The 22,817-nt window shown below is 62.6% G+C and carries 23 protein-coding genes; 16 read left to right on the top strand and 7 right to left on the bottom strand.

Translation table 11 applies throughout. The features are described 5' to 3' along the window. Positions 1 to 19: 19 nt before the first annotated feature. The gene (locus EBB56_RS22280) at positions 20 to 448 is read right to left on the bottom strand and encodes a prepilin-type N-terminal cleavage/methylation domain-containing protein (protein WP_124804429.1); all 429 of its coding nucleotides are present in this window, start codon (positions 446 to 448) and stop codon (positions 20 to 22) included. 376 nt (positions 449 to 824) lie between these two features. Here EBB56_RS22280 and pilB point away from each other — a divergent pair, with 376 nt between their 5' ends. Then, positions 825 to 2,642 (top strand): type IV-A pilus assembly ATPase PilB, encoded by a 1,818-nt coding sequence (gene pilB, locus EBB56_RS11705; RefSeq protein WP_260425342.1) that lies wholly within the window; start codon positions 825 to 827, stop codon positions 2,640 to 2,642. 412 nt (positions 2,643 to 3,054) lie between these two features. After that, complete coding sequence (locus EBB56_RS11700) at positions 3,055 to 4,140, top strand: type II secretion system F family protein (RefSeq protein WP_260425341.1); 1,086 nt, start codon at positions 3,055 to 3,057, stop codon at positions 4,138 to 4,140. A gap of 137 nt (positions 4,141 to 4,277) precedes the next feature. Here the strand turns inward: EBB56_RS11700 and EBB56_RS11695 are convergent, their stop codons facing one another. Together EBB56_RS11695 and EBB56_RS11690 are read right to left on the bottom strand one after the other, a co-directional pair. Beyond that, a complete protein-coding gene (locus EBB56_RS11695) occupies positions 4,278 to 4,796 on the bottom strand; it encodes a L,D-transpeptidase (protein ID WP_124804426.1) in 519 nt (172 codons plus the stop codon). Between the two features lie 21 nt (positions 4,797 to 4,817). Continuing rightward, entirely contained in the window at positions 4,818 to 5,498 is a 681-nt protein-coding gene (locus EBB56_RS11690; protein WP_045994566.1) for a TetR/AcrR family transcriptional regulator, read from the bottom strand. Positions 5,499 to 5,807: 309 nt separating this feature from the next. On the opposite strand from EBB56_RS11690, the gene lexA reads away from it, so the two are divergent. Both lexA and dinB read left to right on the top strand, forming a co-directional pair. Then, positions 5,808 to 6,473, top strand: a complete 666-nt coding sequence (lexA, locus tag EBB56_RS11685; protein ID WP_108132779.1) for a transcriptional repressor LexA — start codon at positions 5,808 to 5,810, stop codon at positions 6,471 to 6,473. 40 nt (positions 6,474 to 6,513) lie between these two features. Then, a complete protein-coding gene (gene dinB / locus EBB56_RS11680; protein ID WP_108132778.1) occupies positions 6,514 to 7,572 on the top strand; it encodes a DNA polymerase IV in 1,059 nt (352 codons plus the stop codon). Positions 7,573 to 8,134: 562 nt separating this feature from the next. On the opposite strand, the gene EBB56_RS11670 is transcribed toward dinB, so the two are convergent. Then, positions 8,135 to 8,437, bottom strand: a complete 303-nt coding sequence (locus tag EBB56_RS11670) for a succinate dehydrogenase assembly factor 2 (RefSeq protein WP_045994570.1) — start codon at positions 8,435 to 8,437, stop codon at positions 8,135 to 8,137. A 238-nt stretch (positions 8,438 to 8,675) separates the two neighbouring features. Here EBB56_RS11670 and EBB56_RS11665 point away from each other — a divergent pair, with 238 nt between their 5' ends. The 3 genes from EBB56_RS11665 to lapB are packed head-to-tail and all read left to right on the top strand — an operon-like array spanning position 8,676 to position 10,511. Beyond that, positions 8,676 to 8,972, top strand: a complete 297-nt coding sequence (locus EBB56_RS11665) for an integration host factor subunit beta (RefSeq protein WP_045994571.1) — start codon at positions 8,676 to 8,678, stop codon at positions 8,970 to 8,972. Between the two features lie 54 nt (positions 8,973 to 9,026). Then, positions 9,027 to 9,332 carry a lipopolysaccharide assembly LapA domain-containing protein gene (locus EBB56_RS11660; RefSeq protein ID WP_045994572.1) on the top strand — a complete coding sequence of 102 codons (306 nt, stop codon included), beginning with the start codon at positions 9,027 to 9,029 and terminating at the stop codon, positions 9,330 to 9,332. Continuing rightward, positions 9,333 to 10,511 (top strand): lipopolysaccharide assembly protein LapB, encoded by a 1,179-nt coding sequence (gene lapB, locus EBB56_RS11655; RefSeq protein WP_124804424.1) that lies wholly within the window; start codon positions 9,333 to 9,335, stop codon positions 10,509 to 10,511. It abuts the gene before it with no gap. A gap of 100 nt (positions 10,512 to 10,611) precedes the next feature. On the opposite strand, the gene pyrF is transcribed toward lapB, so the two are convergent. Further along, positions 10,612 to 11,313 carry an orotidine-5'-phosphate decarboxylase gene (gene pyrF / locus EBB56_RS11650; RefSeq protein ID WP_124804423.1) on the bottom strand — a complete coding sequence of 234 codons (702 nt, stop codon included), beginning with the start codon at positions 11,311 to 11,313 and terminating at the stop codon, positions 10,612 to 10,614. A 317-nt stretch (positions 11,314 to 11,630) separates the two neighbouring features. Here pyrF and EBB56_RS11645 point away from each other — a divergent pair, with 317 nt between their 5' ends. After that, positions 11,631 to 11,990, top strand: coding sequence for a ComEA family DNA-binding protein (locus EBB56_RS11645; RefSeq protein WP_308812428.1), 360 nt, complete (start codon positions 11,631 to 11,633; stop codon positions 11,988 to 11,990). A 120-nt stretch (positions 11,991 to 12,110) separates the two neighbouring features. Here the strand turns inward: EBB56_RS11645 and EBB56_RS11640 are convergent, their stop codons facing one another. After that, complete coding sequence (locus EBB56_RS11640; RefSeq protein ID WP_124804422.1) at positions 12,111 to 13,181, bottom strand: Rpn family recombination-promoting nuclease/putative transposase; 1,071 nt, start codon at positions 13,179 to 13,181, stop codon at positions 12,111 to 12,113. A gap of 66 nt (positions 13,182 to 13,247) precedes the next feature. After that, a complete protein-coding gene (locus EBB56_RS11635) occupies positions 13,248 to 14,009 on the bottom strand; it encodes an SDR family NAD(P)-dependent oxidoreductase (protein ID WP_045994575.1) in 762 nt (253 codons plus the stop codon). A gap of 464 nt (positions 14,010 to 14,473) precedes the next feature. Between EBB56_RS11635 and EBB56_RS11630 the strand changes: the two genes are divergently transcribed. The 8 genes from EBB56_RS11630 to EBB56_RS11595 all read left to right on the top strand — a co-directional run bounded on the left by EBB56_RS11630 (position 14,474) and on the right by EBB56_RS11595 (position 22,766). Next, entirely contained in the window at positions 14,474 to 15,019 is a 546-nt protein-coding gene (locus EBB56_RS11630; RefSeq protein WP_108132773.1) for an FxsA family protein, read from the top strand. A gap of 505 nt (positions 15,020 to 15,524) precedes the next feature. Then, on the top strand, positions 15,525 to 15,818 hold the full coding sequence (locus EBB56_RS11625) for a co-chaperone GroES (protein ID WP_045994577.1): 294 nt from the start codon (positions 15,525 to 15,527) through the stop codon (positions 15,816 to 15,818). A gap of 69 nt (positions 15,819 to 15,887) precedes the next feature. Then, positions 15,888 to 17,531, top strand: a complete 1,644-nt coding sequence (gene groL / locus EBB56_RS11620; protein WP_045994578.1) for a chaperonin GroEL — start codon at positions 15,888 to 15,890, stop codon at positions 17,529 to 17,531. 189 nt (positions 17,532 to 17,720) lie between these two features. Continuing rightward, on the top strand, positions 17,721 to 18,659 hold the full coding sequence (locus tag EBB56_RS11615) for a homocysteine S-methyltransferase family protein (protein WP_260425340.1): 939 nt from the start codon (positions 17,721 to 17,723) through the stop codon (positions 18,657 to 18,659). Between the two features lie 441 nt (positions 18,660 to 19,100). Beyond that, complete coding sequence (locus EBB56_RS11610) at positions 19,101 to 19,343, top strand: hypothetical protein (protein WP_108132772.1); 243 nt, start codon at positions 19,101 to 19,103, stop codon at positions 19,341 to 19,343. Next, entirely contained in the window at positions 19,340 to 20,629 is a 1,290-nt protein-coding gene (locus EBB56_RS11605; RefSeq protein ID WP_124804421.1) for a GNVR domain-containing protein, read from the top strand. Before EBB56_RS11610 ends, EBB56_RS11605 begins: the two co-directional genes overlap by 4 nt. 644 nt (positions 20,630 to 21,273) lie before the next feature. Next, on the top strand, positions 21,274 to 21,483 hold the full coding sequence (locus EBB56_RS11600) for a hypothetical protein (RefSeq protein WP_108132770.1): 210 nt from the start codon (positions 21,274 to 21,276) through the stop codon (positions 21,481 to 21,483). Next, a complete protein-coding gene (locus EBB56_RS11595) occupies positions 21,480 to 22,766 on the top strand; it encodes a GNVR domain-containing protein (RefSeq protein WP_108132769.1) in 1,287 nt (428 codons plus the stop codon). Before EBB56_RS11600 ends, EBB56_RS11595 begins: the two co-directional genes overlap by 4 nt. Positions 22,767 to 22,817 lie beyond the last annotated feature (51 nt).

Raw genomic sequence — 22,817 nt, 5'->3', positions numbered from 1 at the left:
GGAGCTTCCCCGCCTAGTCTCAAGGACTATCGATATCAATGACCTTGGGCAGGACGAGGGTGGCGGCATTATCTGCTACCGCGAATTGACTCGGGGATGGCCAGCCCAGGAGCGAACCTTCTTCCGTCGTGGTGGGAGCGGTATAGGCAATACTTGAATCCAGACATGCAGACCACGCATACGCATTGGCCATGTCGGGTGAGGCTTCATCAAAGGTGCCATCAACCGCCAACGCCGTCCTGGCAGCCGCCAGCTCTTCCTTGCAGGCATTCACCGCGGCACGCTTCTGAAAGTTGGTGTACTGCGGTATGGCGATGGCTGACAGCAGCCCGATGATCGCCACCACCACCAACAGCTCTATCAGGGTAAAGCCGCCCTGCCCTGCCGGTATCACGGTTCCGCTCTGCTCTGAATGACTGGTACTGGTACTGCTTTTACTGTCTTCCATGTCTGATGCTCCCTGTTGGCTTTTTGCCGTTTCACGGTGGTGCACTTCCTGACCGGTGGTGCGGCATGGCGAAAATGGCGCTGAGCCAGGCCATCAACCCCCATAACGCCGCCCTACCGGGTTCGGAGCATCTTACTTGGCGCTGCGAGCGCCCCTGAGGGCTATACGCCCAAACCTTGACGCCAGTTCGGGTTCGGATAACAAAACCGCCTGTGCGGCCTCTATGGGCGTTCTATCGCGGGGTAGACTGACGGCTAGATTCAGAATGTCGCCGACGGGAGCTATCGGGCCCATCGTGGGGCCCACTTTTAGGGAGGGTGCTGTGCCATTTGACCAGGGGTTCGGAAACGGCTTGCCACAGGGGCCAAACAGTGGATTGGCCCAACGACTGGTGTCACAGGGGTTACTGAGTCCTCCGGCGGCGTTGCGGGCCGAGCGGGAGGCTCAGGACAGCCACAGCACGCTGTTGCGCTACCTGGTTGAGCATGAACTGGTCAGTGTCGGACCGGCGACCCGTGCAGCGGCAGAAGAGTATGACCTCCCATTTGTCGATCTACAGGAGCTGGAGCCGAGCGAACTGCCGGCGCTGTCTCACTTTCCCGACGCCCTGCTGCGTGAGCATTCGGTACTGCCGCTTAGCCTCGATGATCACCAATTGCACGTGGCGGTGCCCTACCCTTCGACACTCGCCCGCCTGGGCGAGCTTCAGTTCGTCACCGGCAAGAGCTTGAAGCCGGCGCTGGCACCGCTGAATCAGATCCGCGCGCTGCTTGACGCCTACCTGGGCGCCGATCGCCCCGATGATGGCGCCATCGCCGTCGCCCTGGGGGCGCTAGGCGCCTCAAGCGGGAACAGTACGGGCGTCGACGAGCGTAGGGGCAAGATGTCTCAGTCGCGGCAGCCGGGTCTGCAGTCGGCTCTGGCGTCTGACCCGGGCGCGGCCTTCGACGCTGAACAGGATGCAGACCTAGACGAGGAGCTCAACGCCGGGCTAAGTTCGGGGCTGACTTCCAGCCTGAACGACCAGGCCGATGACGCCCCGGTGGTGAAGTTCGTCAATACCATCCTGCGTGACGCGGTCAGAAAGCGTGCCTCTGACATCCACTTCGAGCCCTTCGAGGAGTCCTTTCGGGTGCGCTTTCGCATCGATGGCCTGCTCCACGAGGTGGCCCAGCCGCCGCTTAACCTTCGCGGGCGCATCGCCTCGCGCCTCAAGGTGATGGCGCGGATGGACATCTCGGAACGCCGCCTGCCCCAGGATGGCACCATCAAGGTCCAGCTCGACGATGGCGAGGACATCGACTTCAGGGTCAACTCGCTGCCTACCGTCTACGGCGAGAAGATCGTGCTCAGGCTACTGGGCTCCAGGTCGGCACGTCTGGGTATCGAGCAGCTTGGCTTTTCGCCGGACCAGCGCCGGCTGTTCGAGACCGCCCTGGCAAGCCCCCAGGGAATGATTCTGGTCACCGGTCCCACCGGCAGCGGCAAGACGGTGACGCTGTACACCGGCATCCATCAGCTCAACGCTGTCGAGCGCAACATCTGTACCGCCGAGGATCCGGTCGAGATCAAGCTGTCCGGGATCAATCAGGTCAATGTGGCGCCCCGGATTGGCCTGGACTTCGCCAATGCGCTGCGAGCCTTTCTGCGCCAGGACCCGGACGTGGTGATGGTTGGCGAGGTGCGCGACCGGGAAACCGCCGAGATCGCGATCAAGGCCGCCCAGACCGGCCACCTGGTGCTGTCCACGCTGCATACCAATTCTGCCGCCGACACCCTGTCGCGGCTTTCGAACATGGGCATCGAAGCCTTCAATATCGCCAGTGCGGTCAGCTTGATCGTTGCCCAACGCCTGGCCAGGCGCCTGTGCAGCCAGTGTCGCTCCCCAGTCACCCTGCCCAACGAGGTACTCATGCAACGGGGCCTGACCCAGGCTGAGGCCGATACCGCCCAGCTGTACGAGGCCGTGGGCTGTCGTCACTGCACCCAGGGCTACAAGGGGCGGGTCGGGCTGTTCGAAGTGGTGCCCGTGGACCAACGCATGCGCCGGCTGATCCTGGAAGGGGGCAGCGCCGATGACTTCGACGCCCTGGCCCGCGCCCAGGGCTATCCGAACCTTCGTCGCAGCGGCCTTAACCGCGTGCTCGAAGGTGTGACCAGTCTGGCCGAGGTCTGCCGCATCACCGCCGCATGAGACCGCCGCCCTCCCCTCCACCATTTGAGTCCACTGACACGTGCCCTTTCGTCATCGCTCGCCTTCTACGGCTCCGCCTGCCTCTTCTTCCCTGTCGTCGTCCTCTCCGGCCTCTCCTCCTAGGCCCCCCGGGCAGGTGGGTGGCTACACGCCCGGCGCGACGCCAGGGGAACCCGCCTCTTCTTCCGCCCCAGGATCGGGTTCCCGCGCTGACCACAGCCACCTTTCCAACGGTTCGAGCGGGTCAAGCGGGACAAGTGGGCCCCCACGCAGTGCACGCCGTTCTACTCCCCAGCATCCGCGCCAGAGATGTTGGCACTGGAAAGGCGAGGATCGCCAGGGCCAGCGGCGCAGCGGGGTCCTACTGGCCACCGGCCGCCCGGAGGCCCAGCGACACCTGCATCAACTTGGCGTGATCCCGCGCAAGCTGCGCCAGAGCGGCACGCTTGCGCGCTTCGAGCGCCAGATATCGCCGCGGGATCTCACCCTGTTCTCGCGCCAGCTGGCGACCCTGCTGACCGCCGGCGTGCCGTTGTTGCAGGCCTTTCACGTGCTGGGCGAAAGTCTTTCAAAGCCAGCCATGCGGCTAGTCGTTCAGGCACTGGGCATGGACGTCAGCGCCGGGGCCAGCATGGCCCAGGCGCTGTCCCGCCACCCGCTCACCTTCGATGCACTGTACGTCAATCTGGTCGCCGCCGGTGAGCAGTCGGGTACGCTGGACCGCATGCTCGAGCGTTTGGCCGGCCACCTGGAAAAGCGCGAGCGATTGAAGGCGCGGGTTCGCAAGGCGCTGTGGTATCCCTCCACGGTGGTGGCGGTGGGCTTCGCGGTCAGCGCCATCCTGCTGATCAAGGTGGTGCCCCAGTTCGAGCAGATGTTCGAGGGCGTCGGGGCAAGCCTCCCCCCGCTGACTCGCCTGACCATCGAGCTTTCTGAGTTCGCCCAGCAATGGTGGCTGGTGCTGCTGGGAAGCGCAGGTGTGATGGCCGGTGCGGCGAGATGGTGGGTCAAGCGCTCGGCCAGGGCGCGCTTCGCCGCTCACGGCCTGGCGCTCAGGCTACCGGTGGTAGGGACGATCCTGGAACAGGCCTCGGTGGCACGCTTCTGTCGCACCCTGGCCACCGCCTTCGCCGCAGGCGTGCCCTTGGTGGAGGCGCTGAAGACCGCCGCCGGCGCCTGCGGCAATGACGTCTACTGCCAGGCGGTGGCGGCAGTGCAGAACGAGGTAGCCAGTGGCCAGCGACTCCACCTGGCGATGCGGGCGACGAGGCGCTTCCCGCCACTGGCGCTGCAAATGGTGGCCATAGGCGAGGAAGCCGGCGCGCTGGACAGCATGCTGACGCGGGTGGCGGATCACTTCGAGCGCGAGGTGGACGATCGCGTCGACACCCTGACAAGCCTCCTGGAGCCGCTGATCATCGTGGTGCTGGGCGTGGTGGTGGGTGGCCTGGTGCTGGCGATGTATCTACCGATCTTCCAATTGGGCAACGTCATCTGACCAAGCCCCGGACTGATGAATCCAGGCATGTCGAATGCCGACCTGAGGAGCCCAGGCTCGACGAAGCCTGAGCCGACGAGGACTTCGCTCAGTGACGCCTTTATTGACGTCTGTATTGGCTTGATCAGTGGACGTGATCAGTCATGCAGCCACACCGGCGTGCCGGGCGTCGCTTCGTCGAACAGCCGCAACAGGTCGTCGTCACGCAGCCGAATACAGCCATGGGAGTCGGCCACCCCCATGGGCTTGTCCGGCGGGGTGCCGTGAAAATAGATATAGCGGCGCTGGGAATCGACGTCGCCGCCACGATTGAAGCCCGGCTCCAGACCACTGAGCCAGAGGATCCGGGTCAGGATCCAGTCGCGCTCTGGCTGGGCCTGGCCTAGCGCCTCACTGTAGACCTCACCGGTGGGCCGACGGCCACGAAAGACGCAGCCCGCAGGCTGCCCCTCACCGATGGCCGCACGGATCTGGTGCCAGCCCAGCGGGGTCTGGCCGCTGCCCTCGTGCTGACCGGTCCCGGCAGCACCGGTGGACACCAGGCATTGCCAGGCGGGGTCTTCGCCCCGCCACAGCGTCAGCTGCTGGCGGGTGGTGTCGACCTCCACCCACACGCCCTCGCTGGGGGGAAGCGCTGCCAGTTGCGGGGTATGCATCACCCTGACTCCCTTTTCGGCTTATGCAGTTGGCTCGCGCGTCGCCGGAGGCATCGTCGGCGCCGGCTCCGGCAGTGGCGCCTTCAGCGCCGACACCACCACCGGCATCATGCGGCGCACCAGGTCGCGCACCGAGACGTGCTCGTCGTAGTCCTTCTCGGCGATGTCGCGCAGGGCATCGAGCCCGGACAGGGTAAAGATCACGGTGCCCAGCGCAAAGTGCAGACGCCAGAAGCGCTCGGAGTCCGGCAGCTCCGGCGTGGCCTTGCGCACCAGCGCCACGAAACGGGTGAACACGGTACCGTACTGGTCCTGGATATAGCGACGCAGATGCCCCTGGGCCTGACTGTAGGCCAGCCCCAGCAGGCGCATGAACACCTTGAGGCTGTGTCGTTCGGCCGGTACCTCGAGCACGGTGCGGGCCATGGTCTCGAGCAGCACCTCCAGCGGAATCACGCGATCACCGTAGCCGCGCTCGAGCTCATCGATGGCGGCATGAAAGCGATCGGAGAAGGGATCCAGGTAGCGGGAGAACACCGCCTGGATCAGCGCCTTCTTGGAGCCGAAGTGGTAGTTGACGGCGGCCAGGTTGACCTTGGCCTTGCCGGTAATGTTGCGCAGCGACGTTTCCGCGAAGCCGCGTTCGGCGAAAAGCACCTCGGCGGTGTCCAGGATGCGCGTCACGGTATCGGTCTGGGCCATTCGCGGGCTCCGTCCAGTCTTGTCAAGGGCAGTTGGAAACAATTGTTTGAATACTGGCTTGAGTGTAAGGGAGCCGCCCTTCTCGCACAATCAACCCTGGCTCCACCCTGTTTCAAACGAATGCATCAGGCGGCGGCCCACTACACCAGTGCCCTGGCACACTATTCCTGGCCTTTCGCGGTTTTACTGGATGTACATCCATACTGTACACTTCACCAAGGGCGAGCATTGACGCCCCCAGCACTGGCAAGCGCCGGCAGCAAGCCGCCGCCAAGCCACCCTGTTCCATCGCCGCCCGTGGGAGGCCGCATGACACGTCCCCTGACCCCTCGCCAGCAAAACGTCTATGACTTTATCGTCAAGACCATGAACGAGCTGGGGTACCCGCCCACCCGCGCGGAGATTTCACGCGCCCTGGGCTTTCGCTCCCCCAATGCAGCCGAAGAGCACCTGCGGGCGCTCGAGCGCAAGGGCGCGATTCGCGTGATTCGCGGCACCTCTCGCGGCATCCGCCTGCCGGCCCAGGAGGCAGACTCCGGCGCCGCCAACGAGTCGCCCCAGGAAGCCAGCCCCTCACAGGGACTGCCGATCATCGGCGAGGTCGCCGCCGGCAGCCCGATCCTCGCCGCCGAGCACATCGACCGCTACTGCCCGCTGCCGCCGGACTACTTCACCCCGCGCGCAGACTACTTGCTGCGCGTGCGCGGGCTGTCGATGAAAGACGTCGGCATCCTGGAGGGTGACCTGCTGGCGGTGCATCGCACCGAGCGCATCCGCAACGGCCAGATCGTGGTAGCACGCCTGGAGGATGAGGTGACGGTCAAGCGCTTCCAGCGTGACGGCCATCAGGTCACCCTGGAGGCCGAGAACCCCGACTTCGCGCCCATCACCCTGGACCTGCGCCGCGACAGCCTGGATATCGAGGGCGTCGGGGTTGGGGTCATTCGCGGAGGCAACGGCCAGGCCCTGGGCTAGTCGCCGTTTTCACCGACGTCGTGCCAGCACCTGCCCGCCCATGCCTGCACCCGTACGCAAGATTCTGCATGCCGACTGCGACTGCTTCTACGCCGCGGTCGAGATGCGCGACAATCCCGCCCTGCGGGACATTCCGCTGGCGGTGGGCGGCGCGCGCGAGGGCCGCGGCGTCATCACCACCTGCAACTATCCGGCGCGCAAGTTCGGCATCCATTCGGCGATGCCGACCGCCCGCGCGCTGCGCCTGTGTCCGGAACTGACGCTGGTTCCGCCGGACTTCGACAAGTATCGCGAGGTGTCGAGGCAGATTCAGGCGATCTTCCATGAGCTGACGCCACTGGTCGAACCGCTGTCGCTGGACGAGGCCTATCTGGACGTCAGCGATGTCGAGGGGTTCAAGGGCAGCGCCACCTGGATGGCCCGCTGGCTGAAGGAGGAGTGTCTGGCGCGCACCGGCATCACGGTGTCGGTGGGGGCGGCACCGTCCAAGTTCCTGGCCAAGATCGCCAGCGACTGGGACAAGCCGGATGGGCTGACGGTGATCCCACCCGACCAGGTGGAAAGCTTCGTGCTGGCCCTGCCGGTGCGCAAGCTTCACGGCGTGGGGCCCGCCACCGGCGCCCGCCTGGACGCGCTGGGCATCACCACCTGTGAGGAGCTGCGCGAACAGCCCATCGACAAGCTGCTGGACGAGTTCGGCAAATTCGGGCGACGCCTCTATGAACTCGCCCGCGGCATCGACGAGCGTCCGGTCAAGGTGGAGCGCGAACGCAAGTCGATCAGCGTCGAAAGCACCTACGGCCGGGACCTGCCGGATCTGGCCGCGGCCCAGCAGGCGCTGGTCACCCTCTGCGAGAAGTTGAAGGCGCGCATCGACCGCAATGGTCGCCCGCCCCTGGCCGGCGTGTTCGTCAAGGTGCGCTTTGACGACTTCACCACCACCACCCTGGAGTCGAAGGGCCTGGAGCCGGATCTCGCCAGCTACCGCCAACTGCTCGACCAGGCCTGGCAACGCGCCCACCGCCCGGTGCGCCTGCTCGGCGTCGGCGTACGCCTGGTGCCACAGGAAGCCAGGCAACAGCTGTCATTACCGTTTTGACGTCTGAGAACCCAACGCCACAGGCATGCCAAGCAGGTAACGTCTCAGCACACGGTGTTCCTCGGGTGTCATCGAATCGGGCCACAGCCAGTGGGTGTGCCCCTGCCAGCGTAAGGAGATCAGCCTGGCGCCGACGCTTTCGCAGGTCAGCTCGATCTCGCGCCAGTCAGCGTCGTCCGAATAAAGCCTCACGGATCTGTCCGCAGCTGACGCCAACGGACACCACTGCCAACGCCCAGGCACCGGGGCCCTGGGCTTGCCCCACCAGCGCAAAAGCGTCTGACTCAGGGCGCGCAGAAGGCGTCGCTGCCGACGCTGCCATACGGAAAGACCCGCATCTTCGGCCTGCTCGTCATCCACGGCGACCAGCGGTGCCCCAGATGCCACTGCTGGCTCACTCTCGACCAGGCACCTTAGCTGACCCTGAAGCGGATGGCGGTGGGCGTGAATCAGTCTGCTGCAGAGAGCTGCGGTGAGCACAGCTCCTACCGGCGAGGGAGTGGCGCCGGCGACGACCAGCGCGATGGTCGCCACCAGCGCCCCCTGGAAGAGATGCTGCTGCTCAGAGGCCCCGATTGTGACCGTGACCGCTGGTCTCGGCATAGTCCACGATCATCTGCACGATACGGCGACGGCTGGGCTCTTCCGGCCACTCGCGACGCATCAACCACATGAACAGGTCCTGGTCCTCTTCGGTGATCAGCTGGCGATAGGCGGCCTGATCGGCCTCGTCGAGTTCATCGTAGCAATGCTCGAGAAACGGCAGCAGCAAGAGGTCCAGCTCCCACATGCCACGGCGGGAGTGCCAGTGCAGGCGCTTGCGCTCGGCCTCGAGGCGGGAGGCCACGGAAGACGGTTGATCCAAGGGGAACCTCGTCAGGGATGGAATGTGTGGCCTCAGTATACCGCAGCACGATCGACCAGGCAGCCGCCGGCGTATCCCGGAGGTGACCCGGCGCAAGATCATTGCCACGAATGTAGTGCGTTGTTTTCTCAAGACTTGAAAAGTATGCTATCTAAAAACAAGAGGCTGTGACGGATACGGCCTTCGCCACTGGCTTGGCCAGCGCTCAACACCCAGGTGGGACTCACGGAGACAACCGATGACAAAGTCCGAACTGATAGAGCAGATCTCCATGCGGCAGCCGGAGCTGTCGATCAAGGACGTCGAGGCCGCGGTGCGCCTCATTCTGGACGACATCACCGATACCCTCGCCGATGGTGGGCGGGTCGAGATACGGGGTTTTGGCAGTTTCTCTCTGCACTATCGGGAGCCCCGCGTCGGCCGCAACCCCAAGACAGGTGAAGCGGTGGAGCTGGAAGGCAAGTTCGTGCCACACTTCAAGCCCGGAAAGGAGTTGCGCGAACAAGTCGACGCCAGCCGTGCGCTGGGCTACTGAGTTCGCTGACAACCGCTCTCTCCGTTCTCTTTGTCTCACTATGGGAAGTCACACATGCGTTGGCTAAAAGGCCTGATCATGGCCATCATTCTGCTGGCGGTACTGGTCATCGGTATCCTGTTCGCGACCAACAACCAACAGGCCCTGCCGCTGAACCTCATCTGGTTCGAATTGCCCGAGGCCTCCCTGTCGGTGTGGCTGCTGGCCTCCCTGGCTGTCGGTGTGCTGCTTGGCATGCTGGCGATGAGCGGCGTCTACATTCGGCTGCGCGCACTGCTGACTCGCGCCCAACGCCATAACCAGCAGCAGCGCAAGGAACTCGATCGTCTTCGCGTGCAGGAGATGAAGGAACTTCCCTGAATGCCCGATCTTCTGCTGCTGGGCCTGCTGGTCGTCGCCCTCGCCATTGGCTGGGCGCTCGGCCGGCGGGAGAGTCGACAGCAAGAACGCCCCGCCCCAAGTCTTCACCGCGACTACTTTGTCGGTCTGAACTACCTGCTCAACGATCAGCAGGACCGGGCCATCGAGACCTTCATCTCTGCGCTGGAGGTCAACAGCGATACCATCGAGACTCACGTCACCCTGGGCAACCTGTTTCGCTCTCGCGGTGAGGCCGACCGCGCCGTCAAGATTCACCAGAACCTGCTCGCCCGTCCTTTCCTGGACGGCCACCAGGGAGCCTGGGTGCAGCTCGAGCTGTCCCGGGACTTTCTGCAACTGGGTCTGCACGATCGCGCCGAACGGCTGCTGAAGGGGCTGGTCAAGGAAGAAACCCACGCCGAAGTACGCCACCATGCCAAGCGGCTGCTGGTGGACCTGTTCGAGCGCGAGGGTGAATGGCAGCAGGCGATCGACGAGGCCGTCCCCCAGCTGACCCGACGCCATGATGACCTGCGTCGGGCCGCCGCCCACTGGCACTGCGAACTGGCCGCAGAGGCGCGAGCATCCAATAGCCACGGCATCGCCAGAAAGCACCTGAAGCAGGCGCTTTCCATCGACGAACGCTGCATCCGTGCCAACCTGATCCAGGCCGAGTTGTGCCACGACACCGGCCAGTACCGCCAGGCGCTCAAGCATCTGGATCGCATTCCCCAGCAGGACGCCGACTTTATCCCGACGCTGCTTGAGCCGCTGGAACGCACCTATCAGCTTCTTGACGACGCCGAGGGACTGATCGCGCACCTGCACCGGCTTCTGGAGCTGAATCCCTGTACCAGCGTAATGCTGCTGTTGGCGCAGACGCTGCGCAAGGTGCGAGGGAGTGATGAGGAGGCGATAGCGCTGATCACCGAACAGCTCAGGAAGGAGCCGAGCCTTGGTGGGGTGGACTATCTGATGGGGCTGTACCAGCGCAGCGAGGCAAGCGAAGGTGATCCCCGTTTCGACCTGCTGCGCCAGCACACCCAGCCGCTGATCAAGGCGCTACCCCGCCACCGCTGCCGGCGCTGCGGCTTCTCAGGTGAACACCTGCACTGGCAGTGCCCCAGATGCAGGAATTGGGGCACCACCAAACCCATCACCGGTATAGAGGGAGAGTAGCGGTCACTTGGCCTCTAACTCCTTCTCGATCGCCTCGAGTGCCGCCATCGGGTCTTCTGCCTGACTTGATCCGGATCGTAACCAGCCGACTCCGACTGGGTTACGCCTCTTTCAACTCCTTCTCGATTGCCTCTAACGCCGTCATCGGGTCTTCTGCCTGAGTGACAGGTCTTCCCACCACCAGGTGCGTGCTACCGGCGTCCATGGCCTCGCGCGGGGTCATGATTCGGCGCTGATCGCCGGCCTGGGCAAAGCTCGGGCGAATACCCGGGGTGACCTTGAGGAAGTCTTCGCCACAGGCTGCCTTGAGACGCGCCGACTCCTGCGCCGAGCACACCACACCATCCATCCCGCTGGCCTTGGCCAGTCGCGCCAGGTGCTCCACCTGCTCGTCCAGGGCTACCGAAACATTAGTAGCTGCAAGTTCCTCGGCGGTCATGCTGGTCAGCACCGTCACCGCGATCAGGCGGGTCGCAAGGCCCTCTCTATCGAGCCGTTCGCGCGCCGCTTCCATCATGCGGGCGCCGCCGCTGGCATGAACATTGACCATCCACACGCCTTGCTCTGCCGCCGCCTGAACGGCAGCCGCCACGGTATTGGGAATATCGTGAAACTTGAGGTCGAGAAAGACCTCGAAACCCCGGCCATGCAGCGCTTCGAGCACATTGGGGCCGCTGCGGGTGAACAGCTCCTTGCCAACCTTGAGACGACAGCGCTCGGGGTCCAGTCGGTCCGCCATGCACAGCGCGGCGTCCATGGAGGGATAATCGAGTGCGATGATCAAGGGCGATGAGGTAGTCACGGAGGCCTCCGGCACAGTGGAATCGAAGGGCGCACCTGCGGCCTGCATGACGTGAGCCAAGCCGGCCCGGTCGCGAGACACAGGACCCGGAGCGCCAAAACGCCGCAGTATATCAGCCCAAGCGACTTCCGCGCGGCCCTATGGCTTCATCTGAATATCTAATTCCACTGATATTTTTATAAGTAATTTCTTATAACTGGATTCGTCGCTCGGCGCCTAAGGTGAAAGTCGAGACCCAACGGCATCACGTCGAACGGACTCGAAGGGGCAAGCCCCCTACGTCATGAAGACGACTTTCAACACCAAGGAGATGTCCGATGCAGACCCACAACGCACAACAGGCTGTTCGCCATCCATCGATGAACGACAACTCGAGCACCCTTTCCGCAAGCAAGCGGTCCAGGTTATGGACTATCGCACTACTGGCACTGACCTGGATGTTGCTGGCACAGCCAGTCATGGCCGAAGAGCAGCTGAGTATCGAGCCGATCAACATCAACGAGGCCAGCGTCGAGTTGCTGGCGGAACTCCCCGGCATCGGCCCAGGCAAGGCTCAGGCCATCGTCGAAGACCGCCAGGCCAATGGCCCCTTCACCACCATCGAGGACCTGACTCGAGTAAAGGGCATCGGTGACGCCACCGTCGCTCGGCTCAAGGATGAAATCAGCCTGCGCTAGACACCGGCTGCAACCAAGCCCTCCGCCGCGCAGTGCTGCGGAGGGCTTGTGGGGGTGAGGAATAATCAACACTTCAGGCAGCGGGATTTCTGTGAGCGACCAACAGGCCATGATAGACCATCAGCTGGAGCGCTCGATTTGCTCTCGCAGTTCGCTGACCAGTTCTATCGAAATCTCGGCCACTTGCGCGATCGTCTGATCATCCAGCGAAGTCTGCTGAATCATATTGCGGGCTACGTCTAGCTTGCCTTCTTCGCGCCCTTCCTGACGCCCTTCCTGACGCCCTTCCTGACGACCTTCCTCGCGACCTTCCTCGCGACCTTCCTCGCGTCCTTCCTCGCGACCTTCCTCGCGACCTTCCTCGCGACCTTCCTCGCGACCTTCCCGACGGCCCTCCGCCAGCCCCTGCTGCTTCCACTGCTCAGGCCACCGCTTGGCTCTTTCTGCCAGCATATTGTGCACCTCGCTCAATTCATTCAGGGCCTGCCATCCGCCCTGTTCCTCATTTGACACCCAGTTTGGCAATAGTACTCGCTTGATCCAGATGACGAAGTGTCGACGCAAATCTGCCTGCTCTGGTGTCTGCAACCATTTCACCAGCAACCCGATCAGCTCAACCGCATCTGCGGGACTCCGGTGATGCTCCAGCTGGAAGATGGCCGACACCACATTACGCGCTTCGCTGGAGAACTGCTGGTCGGCAACGAGGGCACCTTCATCCAATAGCAGAAAGGACAGATCCGGTCGGTATTGCGCCAGGCTGCCAGGCCCTGCCTGAATGAGATCCCGAACGTTGACAGGCGCGCTCCAGCGACGCTCTCCATTATAGAGCACGATAGGCAACACCGGCGGTAGCTTGCCCGACCGAGTCAGCTGTTTCTGCTTGACCAGATCTTGGTAAAGCAACCCGACGTAGGTCATGGTGCGAAGCGCCATGAAACGATCCACCGTGCTCTGAAATTCCAGCAACAGGTACACGTAGCACCACTCATCACCGAAGCGCGCGCGCCAGATGACATCGTTTTCGCGATCACGCAGGTCATCAGTGACGAAGCTGCCACTGACCCGCTCCAGCGAGTCGAGGTCCAGCTTCTCGATCCAGTCTTCACCGATAAAGCCGGTCAGCAGGTCTCGGATCACCCTCGGTTCGCTGAATAGCAACTTGTAGCTTTGATCATGCTGGTTTTTCATGACGTGCCCGGCCAGGCGGCCGGCCTCTTCCCTTGGCTAGACCTAGCCCTAGACCTAGACCTAGACCTAGAGCCGCAGCCCCCCGTCCACCTCCATGACACGGGCGGTGAAGTAGTCGTTGTCAAAGATGAAGGCAACGCTCTCGGCGATGTCGGCAGGGGCGCCAAGGCGGCGCAGGGGCACGCCTGCGGTCAGTTTTTCGAGCATGTCGTCACGCATGGAGGCGGTCATCTCGGTCTCGATGAAGCCAGGTGCCACCGCGCCCACGCGAATACCATGACGGGCCAGCTCCTTGCCCCAGGTGACGGTCAGAGCGGCAACGCCGGCCTTGGCCGCGGCATAGTTGCTCTGCCCCATGTTGCCGGCGCGCGAGATGCTCGAGATATTGACGATGACACCCCGACGATCATCCTCGATCATGGCCGTGGCGGCGGCACGCCCGCACAGGAATACACCGGTCAGATTGACATCGATGACCGCCTGCCACTCGTCCAGTCCCAGCGTCTTTTCGACCTTGCCGTCGCGCGCCTTGACCAGCAGGCCGTCACGCAGGATACCGGCGTTGTTGACCAGACCGTCGAGCGGCCCCATGTGCTCGCGAATGTCCGCAAAGGCTTCAGTGACAGAGGCCTCGTCTGCCACGTTAGCCACGAAGGCTCTGGCGGTGATGCCGGCATCGAACAGACCATTGACGGCCTGGTCCAGCTGGTCGTTGTCGGTATCGATGAGCGCGACCCGCGCTCCACGGCGTCCCAGATGGTGCGCCATGGCCAGGCCGAGTCCACGGGCTCCGCCGGTGATGGCGATCAGGGCATCGTTGAGTTGCATGCGGTTTCCCCTTGCAAGACGCGTCATACACGCGCGTATTCAGATGGTTTTTTGGTAAGGCGCCAAGGCGTGACAGGCCGCACCTGCCGCCAGGCGAAACGGCCGCGCGATACATCCAAGCACCACACATGAGCCCACTAACAATTGGTGCACCGCATCATGACAACCTTTCAAAACCCCCGCCACTCTTCCTTGGTCTAGCGCAAGCCTGCGCAACCCCCTGCGACCGAATCGGGCAAAAAAAGAAGATCTTTGCCACGCCGAGCGGCTGAAACCGTAAGCACGACTGCGCGAGTGGCCGCGCCAGAGTCGGCAAGGCGCTGCCAGCAAATGAAAGCCGCCGCCAGCAGCAAAAGGAAGGCGCCACCAGCAAAACAAAGGCGCGGTCAGCAAAAGCCACAGCAACGCTTGAACTCCGAGGAGGCCACCCCCATCTTGAACGGAGATCACAACGCGGAGCTGACATGCCCTTTCTTCTTATCTTCACCATCTTCGCCCTGCTCGACTTCGCTGTACTCTTTTCGGTGGGTAGCGAAATCGGTCTGCTTTCCACCCTGGCGCTGGTGCTGGCCACCGGCTTCATCGGTCTGCACCTGATCCGTCGCGAAGGTGTGGCCACCTTCGCACGCGCCCAGGAGCGGATGTCACGCGGCGAGATCCCCTCCTCGGAGCTGATGACCGGTGCCGCGCTGATCTTCGGTGGCGCCCTGCTGATGGCGCCGGGTTTTCTGTCTGACGCACTCGGCTTCATGTGCCTGATTCCCAACGCTCGCCGCCTGCTGGGCAAGGCGCTGGCCAAGGTCGGGGTGCGCATGAAGGGCTTCCAGATGGGCGGCACCCATTTCGGCGGTACCGAGGAAGGGGGCTTTGCGGGCCCGAAGGCCAATGCCGATGGATGGGACGAGGCTTCCGGCCGCCGCCGGGATGACACCAGCTGGCGCGAAAGTTCGGCCGGCGATGAAGAACCGCTGGAGGGCGAATTTATCAGCAAGGATGAGCGACGCCGCTAGGGCTTGTCTGAAAAGTGTCTGCGCTCGGTAATACGGCGTTAAAAATCGGATCAAAATGCTCATTTACACCACGTAAACTGCGCTTTCTCACCGATTTTTGCCTTGTCTAACCTTCGCTCGTCGACTTTTCGGACTGAGCCTGAGGCTTGCGCGGCGGGCCCACCCTTGCCGCATCATCGTCTTGTCCCACGCATCGGCACCCTTCGGGGTGCCGATGCCGTTTCATGGGCCCCGTCAGCCTTGGATGCAAGAAGACAAAAAAATTTTCATCCAAGCCCTTGAAAGCCCCCACTCCAGCCCCACTTACCAGAGCAGCACCAAGCTTCGGTGAGGGAGCACGCTCCCCCGCCATTGACAGGAGGGCCGACAAGGGCCTGCCACTTCATCGGCAGCCCGGCAATGACCTCCAGCTCTCGCCGAGTCGCAGGGCGTCACGACGAGAGTGAACAATGAACCGCCGGGGTGGATGCCCCGGCCTTGCAAAACCATCAGGAGAACGTGAGCAATGAACATCCGTCCCTTGCACGATCGCGTCGTCATCCGTCGCGTTGAGGAAGAGCAGAAGACCGCAGGCGGCATCGTGCTTCCGGGCAACGCCCAGGAAAAACCGACTCGTGGCGAAGTTCTCGCCGTCGGTAACGGCCGGATTCTCGAGAGCGGCGACGTGCGTCCTCTGGACGTCAAGGTCGGCGACACCGTGATCTTCAAGGATGGCTTCGGCGTCGAAAAGCAGAAGATCGACGGCGAGGAAGTCCTGATCATGAGCGAGTCCGACATCCTGGCGGTCGTCGAGGGCTAAGCCCTGCCCCGCAGACTCACTCGTTTCAACGTTCACTTTTGACGCTTAGATTTTAAGGAAGTACAGAAAATGGCAGCGAAACAAGTCAAGTTCTCTGATGATGCCCGCAAGCGCATGGCGCGTGGTGTCGATGTCCTGGCCAATGCCGTCAAGGCTACCCTGGGCCCGAAAGGTCGCAACGTGGTGCTGGAGAAGTCCTTCGGCGCGCCGACCGTGACCAAGGACGGCGTCAGCGTCGCCAAGGAAATCGAACTGAAGGATCGGTTCGAAAACATGGGCGCGCAGATGGTCAAGGAAGTGGCTTCCAAGACTTCCGACGTGGCCGGTGACGGTACCACCACCGCTACCGTGCTGGCCCAGGCCATCGTCGCCGAAGGCCTGAAGGGCGTGACCGCCGGCATGAACCCGATGGACCTCAAGCGCGGCATCGACCAGGCCGTCATCGCTGCGGTCAAGGAAATCCAGGCTCTGTCCGTGCCCTGCACCGACTCCAAGGCCATCGCCCAGGTCGGCACCATCTCCGCCAACGGCGACTCGCGCATCGGCGAGATCATCGCCGAGGCGATGGAGAAGGTCGGCAAGGAAGGCGTCATCACTGTCGATGAAGGCCGTGGCTTCGAAGACGAGCTGGACGTGGTCGAGGGCATGCAGTTCGACCGCGGCTACCTGAGCCCGTACTTCGTCACCAACCAGGACACCATGGCCGTGGAACTGGAAGATCCGTTCATCCTGCTGGTGGACAAGAAGATCTCCAACATCCGCGAACTGCTGCCGACCCTGGAAGCCGTCGCCAAGGCTGGCAAGCCGCTGGTGATCATCGCCGAAGACATCGAAGGCGAAGCGCTGGCTACTCTGGTGGTCAACACCATGCGTGGCATCGTCAAGGTCGCCGCCGCCAAGGCGCCTGGCTTCGGTGATCGCCGCAAGGCCATGCTGCAGGACATCGCGATCCTGACCAACGGCACCGTGATCTCCGAGGAAGTGGGTCTGAACCTCGAGCAGGCCACCCTGGACCACCTGGGCACCGCCAAGCGCGTGACCATGTCCAAGGAAAACACCACCATCATCGATGGTGCCGGCAACGATGGTGACATCGAAGCACGCGTCAACCAGATCCGCGCCCAGATCGAAGAGACTTCCTCCGACTACGATCGCGAGAAGCTCCAGGAGCGTGTCGCCAAGCTGGCCGGCGGTGTTGCCGTCATCCGCGTCGGTGCCGCTACCGAAGTCGAGATGAAGGAGAAGAAGGCCCGCGTCGAGGACGCCCTACACTCTACCCGCGCCGCGGTCGAGGAAGGTGTCGTGCCTGGCGGTGGTACTGCCCTGATCCGCATCCTGACCAAGATCGCTGGCCTCAAGGGTGACAACGAAGACCAGACTCACGGTATCGCCATCGCTCTGCGCGCCATGGAAGCACCGCTGCGTCAGATCGTCACCAACGCTGGCCAGGAAGCCTCCGTCATCGTCAACCGCATCAAGGACGGTGAAGGCAACTTCGGCTACAACGCCCAGACCGGCGAGTACGGCGACCTGTTCGAGATGGGTGTGCTGGACCCGGCCAAGGTCACCCGCAGCGCGCTGCAGTCCGCTGGCTCCGTTGCTGGCCTGCTGATCACCACCGAAGCCATGATCGCCGACGATCCGGACGAGAAGGACGCTGCTCCGGACATGGGCGGCATGGGTGGAATGGGCGGCATGGGCGGCATGATGTAACGCCTGCCCCGGGCAGCTCCGGCTGCCCGACCCGCGCACCCCAAGCGCACAAAGCCCTGCCTGATGGCAGGGCTTTTTTGTTCTTCACCATTCATCGAGCCGCCTCATCCAGAGGTTGAGGACTTTTCAATTTATTCCCGCCCCCGGGACATGATTCACTATCGGCTGGATCAACTTGCAGGCAACATCATGGATTTGACGCTACTGGACGGCGGCATGGGGCGCGAGCTCAAGCGCATCGGCGCCCCCTTCTCACAGCCCTTGTGGAGCGCCCAGGCGCTGATCGAAGCTCCCGACCGGGTCATCGAGGCCCACCTCAACTTTATTCGGGCCGGCGCCCGAGTGATTACTGCCAACAGCTACGCCTGCGTGCCGTTCCATCTTGGCGAGCGGCGCTATCGGGAAGAGGGGCCGGCACTCGCTTCTCTCGCGGCACGATTGGCAGCGCAAGCGGCAAGCCGCTGGCAGGAAGAATCCGTCCAGCCACCACCGCAGGCAAATGCCCCAGAAGCCTCGCTTAGCGTCGCGGGCTGCCTGCCTCCTGCCCTGGGCAGCTATCGTCCCGATCTGTTCGACCCCTGCCGCGCCAGGGAGATCACCACCGCCCTGTATCATGCGCAGGACCCACACGTGGATCTGTGGCTCGCCGAGACGCTGTCGAGTCTTGCCGAGATCTCGGTCATGCAGGAGGTTCTGGCGGCTTCCGAGAAGCCTCGCTGGTACGCCCTCACCCTGCAGGACGAGGTGTCCGACATCGCACGCCTGCGCTCCGGAGAGTCCGTTGCCGAGGCGACCCAACAGCTATGTCAGGGCGGCGCCGACGCCATCCTGTTCAACTGCTCGATTCCGGAGGTCATGGCGCAGGCACTGGTCGACGCCGGCGACGCCATGCAACGACTCAAGCTATCGCGCCCGCTGGGCGCCTACGCCAACAGCTTCTCGCCGATCGGCGATGCCCACCGGGCCAACACCACCTTGACGGCAGACCGGGAGCTGACCCCGGCAGGCTACCTGGACTACGCCAAACGCTGGCACGCCCTGGGCGCAAGCCTGATCGGCGGATGCTGCGGCATCCATCCGGCTCATATCGAAACACTAGATGCCTGGAAACAGGCCGCCCATCACTAGGGCTTGTCTGAAAAGTGCCTGCGCTCGGTAATACGGCGTTAAAAATCGGCTGGTGCGCCAGCCCGGTCAAAATGCTCATTTACACCCCGTAAACTGCGCTTTCTCACCGATTTTTGCCTTGTCTAACCTTCGCTCGTCGACTTTTCGGACAGCGCCTAGCAACGAGTTCTGCCGCGCTTCCCCTTCGCTCCGCCCTGTCAGCGGCACGACACCCAAGAGCCCAGACCACGGCTGCGACGTCCTTGATCTTCGTCAGGACGACGCAGCGTGGCGACCTGTACTTTCCCCCTTCCTGATCTACAGCAGCGTTGCGCCGCGTCCACATCGCTAGGCTGTTCGCCCAGCAGATAGCCCGTGGTTTTCCGCCCTTGAAGGTTGCCCCTGTGGCACACCGATGACTCATCGACCGCCCATTCCTCAACGCTCGATCAGGACTTTCCGATGTCACCCTCTCGGCTACTACTTCTCGGCCCCATCGCCTTGTTGCTTCCCGGGGGCTTTACTCTGTTACGTGGGCGTTCCCTGCATGCCGCCCTCGTCTTCCTTGCCTGGCTGTCACCGCTGGTCGCATCAGCACTGGGGCTGATGAGCCTGGTCGTCGCCCGCCTGGCGGAGTCTTTCAATCTTGTTACCCATGGCCTGGTCCACAGCATGCATCTGGCACTGTGGAGGCCGCAGCGATGACCGATCACGACAGCCAACTTCCCGCGCTTTCCTATCGGCGCGATGATGAGATAGACCTGCGCGACATCGCCCTGATGTTGCTTGACGGCTGGAAGTGGATCCTTGGCAGCGTGGCCACCGCCGTGGTGCTGGCCCTGGTGTTTGTCGCCATAGCCCCGCAAAGCTTCCGTGCGTCGACCAGTTACGCGCCCTCGTCGGAAGGACTGCGTCTTCTCAACGAGATGCCCGACATCGACTACTCAGCGGCCTCCACTCAGACAGAACTGGAACTTAAGCTCGGTAGCTTCGGCAACCTGCGCGACTTCATCGACGACCATCCCGAATGGCAGTCCATCGCCCAGTCGGAGGCCGACGAACAGGACGTGACCCTAGATGAGCATCTGCGCCTTCACTACTTCGACAAGCTAACGATCACGCGTCCCGGCAAAGACGGGACAGGCCCGCACCAGTTGAGCCTTGTGTATCCAGAGTCGCTGCAGGGGGCTGCTCTACTCAATGACTATCTGGCATGGACGGAGAGGCAATATGCCCAGGTTCTGGCGCAGCGCGCCGAACACTCACTGGAAACGGCGCTGGCACGCAATAGTGAAGAGATGCAGGCACATCTGGAAGCCTACCGGGACAGCGTGAACGTCGAGATCACACGGCTGCAAGAGCAACATGACGTTCAGTTAGCCGAACTCGATGACCAGCTTCAGGCCGAAAAGAATGCCGAGCGCAAGTCTCGCCAAGAGCGCATTCGCACTCTGACCCAGGCAGAGGCCATCGCACAGAGGCTCGGCATCACCCAGCCCACCTCACCGCCGGCGTTCGGCGAAAACGGACAAACCCAAGTTAGCCGCGGTGACAGCGGCAACGCGACAAACCTGCCGCTCTACTTCATGGGCACCCAGGCACTGGCCGCAGAAAAAGAGGTCGTCGAGCAAAGCCTGGAGCAGGAAGCCAGCACGCCTGCCATCCGCGAAATCGAGAAAGAGCTCGCGCAATTGCGTCATCAGCGCCAAATCGAAGCGTTGCAGCAACGATCCGACGACTCGTCGTTTGTCGACGCCTACAATCAGTTGAGCCAGGAAAATACCCTGCTGCGGGCCAACCGCGTCACCGCCGACGATATTGACATCATCGAGGTGGTCAACCTGGCCTATCGTCCGAACCGTCCAGAAGGCCCGGGCAAGGCCCTGGTGCTGGCACTTGCCGTGATACTGGGGAGCATGCTGGGCGTCATGCTGGTGATGTGTGTATCGTTCGGCCGAAGCCTCAAGCGCTACAGGGCCCAGCGGGCGTGATCTTGCCAACCCGACCTGGCAGCGCTGCACCCCTAGCCACGATCCGCTGGCTCTCACCGTCCTCCAGCACTAGCCCCGAGTCAGATCATGGCCTGACTCGGGGAAGCGCCTCGTCCCTACCCACCTTGCCTGTCACGCTTATTGGTTGAATTCAGGTGCCAAAGGGAACAACGGATCACTCCTTGCCCCATTGGCCGTGCTGGACACCACCCCGGCTTCACCCACTACCCTTGGTTCCCTGAACAGGTGCGCGCCAACCTGGGCATCATGGCTTATCCTGCATAGCGCCTGCGAACGTCAAGCTGGCATCAAGTGGGAACAATATGCCTACCCCACTCTGGAAACCACGCTGCCTCAGTGCCATTCGTGTTGTCAGACCTTGGTTGGTCATGTTTTACAGAGCACCTCGGTGATCAATCGAATCAGCACATAAAAAATCAATTAAACTCATATCAGCATATAAACGTTGTATTTTTAATAAACCGACCAGTCCTTATGCGCATTTCAAGTTAACATAGACTTACATACTTACATTCGCCCTGCTACTTTCAACCGCAATATAAAGTGCATATAAGCACTATCCCTTGGCTCACGCAGGGCTGATAAACGCCATGTCAACACTTAAACACCTGGTGGCATCCCCCATGATGCTGCTGCTTCCGGGCGCTCTGGCGTTCAGCGAACGACGCTATATCTCGGCGGCCATCATGCTCGCCGCGGCACTTGCGCCCATCTTCCTGCTGTATCTGGACCTGGTCGACACCTCTCATTTTCTTCTTGCGGAAGTGTCTGTCCTGCTCGTTCACCTGCTCGCTCTGACGGCGAGGCTTGCTGTCTGGAATCCTCACACATGAACTCTTTCAACCACCAAGCCGTCGATCAACCTGAGCATCCTTCCTCTGACGAGATTGACCTGCGAGACATTGCCATCATGCTGATCAACGGATGGCGCTGGATCGCCGTCAGCATGGCAACCTGCCTCGCACTGGCGACGCTCTATCTGGTGGCATCCACACCGTCATACCATTCTTCGCTCGCCTACACCGAGACCAGTGATGGTCTCAATGTGATCAACCGCATTCCGGGGATTGCCATCACTCCCCAGCAGGCTGTTTCCGAACTGGAGATCCGCCTGGGGAGTTACGAGCGCTTCCGCGGCTTCCTCGACCAGCACCCCGACTACGCCGACATGCTGATGCAGGATAGTCCCCCGGAACTCGAAGGCACGGTGCTTCGCACGCAGTTCCGAGAGCTGAAGGTCGCGCCTGGCGACCTCGCCTCCGGTAGCCCCGGGGAGGTTAGCTTCTCCTATCGTGAAGATATCGACGGCGCTGCCTTGCTGAACCAGTACTTCCAGTGGTCGCAGCGGCAGTACACCGAAGACCTGCTCGCGCGCGTCGATCGTAGCCTGGCCAGCGCCATTTCACGCAATGAGGCAGACATGGAAGCCCACCTGGAGGCCTACGACGCCGAGCTTGACGCGACCGTCACGCGGATGAGCGAGGAGCACTCGATTCGCCGGCTCGAGCTCCAGGATCAGCTTGCCGCCGAACGCGCCGCGGAGCGCGCTTCCCGCGAAGAGCGCATTCGCACCTTGGAAGTAGCAGAAGAGATCGCCGGCATGCTCGGCATCACCAAGCCGACGTCCCCACTATCGTTGGGAGACGCCGATGACGCCGCCCGTATCGTCTACGACAACGTCAGCATCGGCAATGATCTACCACTGTACTTCCTGGGTACCGAAGCCCTGGCGGCCGAGCGTGAGGTATTGAAGCAGGGGCTCGACCAGCCCATCTCCTCGCCGGCCATCCGTCAGATCGAAAAGCAGCTCGAACAGTTGCAGCACCAGCGACGTATCGAGGCTTTCAAGTCTCGCGAGAGCGACTCGGCGTTCATTGACGCCTACAACCAGCTACGCCAGGAAAACACTCTGCTGAGGGCCAACCGCATCACCGCCGACGACATCCACGTCGTCGAGGTGGTCAATGTGGCCTATCGTCCGATACATCCCGAAGGCCCCGGCAAGGCCCTGGTGATGGCGCTCGCCGTGATCCTCGGGGGCATGCTCGGCGTGATGCTGGTGATGCTTGTGGCGTTCAGCCGCAGCTTAAGGCGGTATCGTTCACAGACAGCCTGATCTTTTCACCACCGTCTCAGGGGCCGCCATCGCGGCCCCTTCGCTTTGGGC

It is taken from the genome of Halomonas sp. YLB-10 (assembly GCF_003856855.1).
In the GTDB taxonomy this organism is placed as follows: domain Bacteria; phylum Pseudomonadota; class Gammaproteobacteria; order Pseudomonadales; family Halomonadaceae; genus Halomonas; species Halomonas litopenaei.
Note: the sequence above shows the minus strand (reverse complement) of the source record. Positions and strands in the feature narration are given on the sequence as shown.